The organism is Actinomadura sp. CNU-125 (assembly GCF_001942465.1).
GTDB lineage: Bacteria > Actinomycetota > Actinomycetes > Streptosporangiales > Streptosporangiaceae > Spirillospora.
In genome coordinates this window covers 1-4940 of record NZ_MKJY01000335.1, presented here as the reverse complement: position 1 = coordinate 4940, position 4940 = coordinate 1, and the positions used below count along the sequence as shown (strand labels likewise).

At 75.2% G+C, this 4940-nt stretch carries 5 protein-coding genes and 1 pseudogene; 3 read left to right on the top strand and 3 right to left on the bottom strand.

The window, feature by feature from the left end; genetic code table 11:
- Positions 1 to 543 (top strand): XdhC family protein (locus BJF79_RS32310; protein WP_187357089.1); only part of this gene is annotated, 543 nt, incomplete at its 5' end.
- Positions 530 to 1121 (top strand): annotated as a pseudogene (locus tag BJF79_RS32305) (NTP transferase domain-containing protein). The gene BJF79_RS32310 and the pseudogene BJF79_RS32305, both read left to right, overlap by 14 nt.
- Here BJF79_RS32305 and BJF79_RS32300 read toward each other — a convergent pair.
- Positions 1099 to 1569: a MarR family winged helix-turn-helix transcriptional regulator gene (locus BJF79_RS32300; protein ID WP_075903146.1), complete on the bottom strand. Its 471-nt coding sequence runs from the start codon at positions 1567 to 1569 to the stop codon at positions 1099 to 1101. The pseudogene BJF79_RS32305 and the gene BJF79_RS32300 overlap by 23 nt on opposite strands.
- 89 nt (positions 1570 to 1658) lie before the next feature.
- Between BJF79_RS32300 and BJF79_RS32295 the strand changes: the two genes are divergently transcribed.
- Positions 1659 to 2561, top strand: a complete 903-nt coding sequence (locus BJF79_RS32295) for a nitroreductase/quinone reductase family protein (RefSeq protein ID WP_075903144.1) — start codon at positions 1659 to 1661, stop codon at positions 2559 to 2561.
- Here the strand turns inward: BJF79_RS32295 and BJF79_RS32290 are convergent.
- Positions 2558 to 3763 carry a DUF6986 family protein gene (locus BJF79_RS32290; protein ID WP_075903142.1) on the bottom strand — a complete coding sequence of 402 codons (1206 nt, stop codon included), beginning with the start codon at positions 3761 to 3763 and terminating at the stop codon, positions 2558 to 2560. The two genes, BJF79_RS32295 and BJF79_RS32290, sit on opposite strands and share 4 nt — an antisense overlap.
- Positions 3760 to 4680 carry an aldose 1-epimerase family protein gene (locus BJF79_RS32285; RefSeq protein ID WP_075903139.1) on the bottom strand — a complete coding sequence of 307 codons (921 nt, stop codon included), beginning with the start codon at positions 4678 to 4680 and terminating at the stop codon, positions 3760 to 3762. Before BJF79_RS32285 ends, BJF79_RS32290 begins: the two co-directional genes overlap by 4 nt.
- Between the last annotated feature and the right edge of the window lie 260 nt (positions 4681 to 4940).

Sequence of the window (4940 nt, the reverse complement as noted above, 5' to 3'; positions counted from 1 at the left end):
TTCGTCCACGCGTTCGCGCCGCCGCCGCGGCTGCTGGTGTTCGGCGCGATCGACTTCGCGGCGGCGGTCGCGCGGATCGGCCGGTTCCTCGGGTACCGGGTGACGGTGTGCGACGCGCGTCCGGTGTTCGCGACGCCGAAGCGGTTCCCGGACGCCGACGAGGTGATCGTCCGGTGGCCGCACCGGTACCTCGCGGAGGAGACCGTGGACGAGCGCACGGCGATCTGCGTCCTGACGCACGACCCGAAGTTCGACGTGCCGCTGCTGGAGATCGCGCTGCGCACGGAGGCGGGGTACGTCGGGGCGATGGGGTCGCGGCGCACGCACGACGACCGGCTGGCGCGGCTGCGCGAGGCCGGGCTGGGCGAGGACGAGCTGGCGCGGCTGCGCTCGCCGATCGGGCTGGACCTCGGCGCCCGGACGCCGGAGGAGACGGCGGTGTCGATCGCGGCGGAGCTGGTGCAGCTGCGCTGGGGCGGGTCGGGGCGGCCGCTGACCGAGACCGGCGGCCGGATCCACGGGCCGCACGATGACGGCCGGTGAGGCGCCCCCGGCCGGGCTGCTGCTCGCGGCCGGGGAGGGACGCCGGTTCGGCCGTCCGAAGGCGCTGCTGGAACTGGACGGCGAGCGGCTCGTCGACCGGGGCGTGCGGATGCTGCGCGACGCGGGCTGCGCGCCGGTGCTCGTGGTGTCGGGCGCCGCTCCGCTGGAGGCGGCCGGTGCGGTCGTCGTGCCGAACCCGGACTGGCGGGAGGGCATGGGGTCGTCGCTGCGGGCCGGGCTGGCCGCGCTGCCGCCCGGCTGCCCGGCGGTGCTGGTGGCGCTCGCCGACCAGCCCGGGGTGACGGCGGAGGCGGCCGGCCGGCTGATCGCCGCGTACGAGGACGGCGCGCGGATCGTCGGCGGCGACCTACGGGGGCGCGCCGCGCAACCCGGTTCTGCTGGCGGCCGAGCATGTCGCGGCGGCCGCCCGGTCGGCGGTGGGCGACCGGGGAGCGCGGGCGTTCCTGCGTTCCCGCCCCGACCTCGTGACGCCCGTGCCGTGCGACGGCGTCGCGCTGCCCGACGACATCGACACGCCGGACGACCTGGCGGCGTTCATTCGGCGCGGGGCCGGGTGACCGCCTCCTCGTAGGTCAGCAGGGTGTCGATGAACATCCGGCGCTGTGCGGGGGAGAGGGGCGCGAGCGCGGTGCGCCAGGCGCCGGCGCTCTGCCCCAGCCAGCCGTTGATCGCCGGGAGGTGTTCCGCGGTGACGCTGACGATGGTGCGGCGCCGGTCGTCGGGGTCCTCGCGGCGGCCGAGGATGCCCTGCCGGCTGAGGTCGCCGACCATGAGGCTCACGGTCGCGGGGGTCACGTCGAGCCGCTCCGCGAGCGCGTTGACGCCCATCGGGCCGTCGAACAGCAGGTAGGCCAGCAGCGACAGGTGCCGCGGCGCCAGGTCGAAGCCGGCCAGTTCGGGCGGCACCTTGATCCGTTTGGTGATGCCGACCAGGCGCGGCATCAGCAGGAGCATCGTGCGCACGCCGTCGTCGAGCTCGGGGCCCGTGCTCTCCTCGGTTGACATACCTATGCTTCCAAAATAGTTTTGCCCTATAAATATCTTTGCTCGCAAAGCAAAGTATCTCTGCCGTCGACAGGATAGGAGTCCGTGCGGTGAACGACTGGAACCGGCCGATCATCGAGGAGTTCCGGGCGAACGGCGGCCGGGTCGGCGGTCCCTTCGAGGGCGCCGACCTGCTGCTGATGACCAGTACCGGCGCCAAGAGCGGCGCGCGGCACGTGACGCCGCTCGGGTACATGGCGGAGGACGGCCTGCTGTTCGTGTTCGCCTCCAACGCCGGGGCGCCGAACGACCCGGCGTGGTACCGCAACGTCCGCGCCGACCCGCGCGTCACCGTGGAGATCGGCACCGAGGCGTTCGACGGCGTCGCGATACCCGTCGAGGGCGCCGAGCGCGACCGCCTCTACACGCTGCAGGGCGAGCGGGTCCCGCCCTACGCCGAGTACCAGCGGCAGACCGACCGGCCGATCCCGGTCGTCGCGCTGCACCGCGCGTCCGAGCAGGGACGCGGGCGGGCCGTCGGCGACGAGCTAGTGAAGATCCACGAAGATCTGCGCGGGCGGATGGCGGAGCTGCGCACGGAGGTGCTCGCCGTGCTGGACGGCCGCACCCCGCCCGCCCCCGACCTCGGCCGGCAACTGCGCGAGCACTGCGTCGCGTTCTGCGACGTCCTCGGCGAGCACCACGACGGCGAGGAGACGCAGGGCTTCCCCGGCCTCGCCGCACGCTTCCCGGGCCTCGCGCCCGTCATCGACCGGCTCCGCGACGAGCACGCCCGCATCTCCGGAACGCGCCGCGCCCTGGCCGAACTGGTCGAGGACGCGGGCTCCCGCGACCCCGGGCACGTCCGCGCGGAACTGGACCGCATGACGGCCGAACTCGACGCCCACTTCGCCTACGAGGAGACGGAACTCCGCGGCGTCCTCAACGTGATCGGCCACCTGTGGCGGGCGGCCCCGCCGCGGTCGGCCGAGCGCGGGACCACCGCCGGTTAGCCGAGCGGCGGGACGGCGGACTCGTCGATGGCACCGCAGTCGACGGCGCGGCGGAGCCGGTCGGTCAGCGGCCGGATCGCCGCCGGTTCGTCGCGCCCCCCGGACCTTTCCCGCCACGCGCGCACCTGCGCGATGACGTCGTCCAGGCCCGTCAGGTGGTAGCCGTACACGACGGCGTAGCGGCTGGGCAGGTGCGCGGGGTGCAGGTCCCAGCCCTGGTGGAAGCCGTGCCGCAGCGAGTGCCGGACGTCCGCGGCGTGCACCGCCCACGCGGCGTTGACCTCGTCGGGGCCGTCGTCGCGCGGGACGGCGCCGGTGGCGCCGTCCGACAGCCGCACCCCGCTTCCGGCGAACCCGACCTGCATGACGTGCCGGGCGAAGTCGCAGGCCGGATGGTCGAGGCGCTGCTCGTCCGGGGGCAGCCCGATGGCGGCGGTGTGGCCGGCCACCTCGAAGTGCGCGCCGGTCAGCCGGCCCGCGGCCGCCCGGACGATCGCGGGCGCGGCGACCCGCCCCTCGCCGTCGAAGAACGACTCGGGCGTCTCCAGCTGGACGTCGAACCGCAGGATCCCGGCGGGCAGCCCGAGGGACGTCTCCAGCCGCTCCAGGTACTCGGTGAACAGCGCGACGTGCTCGGCGGCGATCACCTTCGGGAACGTGATCGTGAACCCGCCGGGCAGCCGCCCGAGCCGGTCGCGCAGCGCGGTGAGGAACCCGTCGATCGTCCGCATCGCCCGCTCGTGACCGCCGTCGGCGAACGACTTGACCCGCAGCCCCCAGTAGTGGGGGAGCCCCTTCACCTCGTACGCGGCGGCCACGGCCTCGACGACCCGGGCGACGTGCGCGTCCTCCTCGGCGTCGGGGCGGGTGCCGTAGCCGTCCCCGAAGTCGATCCGGACGTCTTCGAGCGGTTCGGCGGCGAGCTTGGCGGCGACGCGTTCGCGGACCCGTCCCGCGACCTCCGGGTCGAGGCCGAACGCGGCGCCGAACGACCCGTCGCCGGGGGTGTGGGTGTTGAGCAGGCGCAGCGCCTCGGCGCCGAAGTCGGCGGGCGTCGAGGCGGCGAACCGGTCGGCGGGGACGTGCACGGTGTGCACCGGCGTGCGCCCGTCGGCGCCGCCGGGCAGGCGTTCGCGGTGCTCGTCGCGGACGGCGGTGATGCGGGCGGACAGGTCATCGAGCGAGGCGGAGCTGAGGTTCACCCGGCCATGATCCCCCAAGATCCGGAGAATGTGGCGCCGGGCGCGAGATCGATCACCCCCTCGCCGGACGCGAACGCGTTCGGCGGGCAGGTCATCGGCTCGACGCCGAGCCCGGCGCGCGGCTCGGGCGCGTGGTCGCCGGTGTAGATCTGCAACCAGGGGTGCCTCTCGTCGGACCAGAGCCGCACCGACCGGCCGCCGCCGCCGAGCGTCGCCCAGCAGCGCCCGGCGGAGTCCCGCGCGAGACCGGTGTAGGCGGTGTCGATCTTCCGGTCGCCGAGTTCGGGTCCCCCGCGCAGGTCCCAGTGGGTGCCCGCGACGTCCTTCGCGGGCCCGAACGGGATCATCCGGTCGTCGACCGGGACGTACCGGGCCGCGTCGAGCGTCACGGTGCAGCGGTCGAGCGGCTCGCCGACGGTGAGGTACGGGTGGGCGCCGTGCCCGTAGGGGGCGGCGACCGTCCCCGGGTTGTGCGCGCTCATCCGGACGGTCAGGCCCGCCTCGGCGTCCAGGACGTACTCGGCTTCGAGGTCGAGGCGGAACGGGTAGCCGCCCGACCCGAGCAGCCGGTGCGTCAGCCGCACCCGGTGCGGTTCGTGCTCGGCGGCCGTCCAGGGCGACCACCGGACGAGCCCGTGGATCGCGCAGTCGTTCTCCGGCTCGGACAGATCGAGCCGGTACGGCTTCCCGCCGTACTCGTACCGGCCGCGGTCGACGCGGTTCGGCCACGGGACCAGCAGGTTGCCGAACGCCGCCGGGGCCGGCTCGTCCGCGCCGTGGGTCAGCACGAGCGGCCGCTCGTCCCCGTCGCCGGTGCGCAGGGCCAGCTCCCGCAGGCTCGCGCCCGACTCGGTGACGACGGCCCGGTACGGCCCGGCGGCGAGCGCGTACTGCGCCCCGGTGATCATTTCGGTCATACCCGGACGTTACCCCAGCGCAAGCCCCGCACACGGCGCCCGCCCGGCGCGCCGGTCCGGTTCCGTCGGCCCGGTTCGACCGGCCCGGTTCAGCCCGCCCGGTTCAGCCAGCGCGGACCGGTCAGCGAGATCGCCGCGCGGCATCCGGCGAGCAGCCCGTGCGCCAGGTCGGTGCCGGAGGTGTGGCCGACGGCCAGCAGCCGCCGCACCGCCGGGCCGGGCGGCTCCGCCCCGGCGGTGCAGCGGCAGCACCGCGCCCG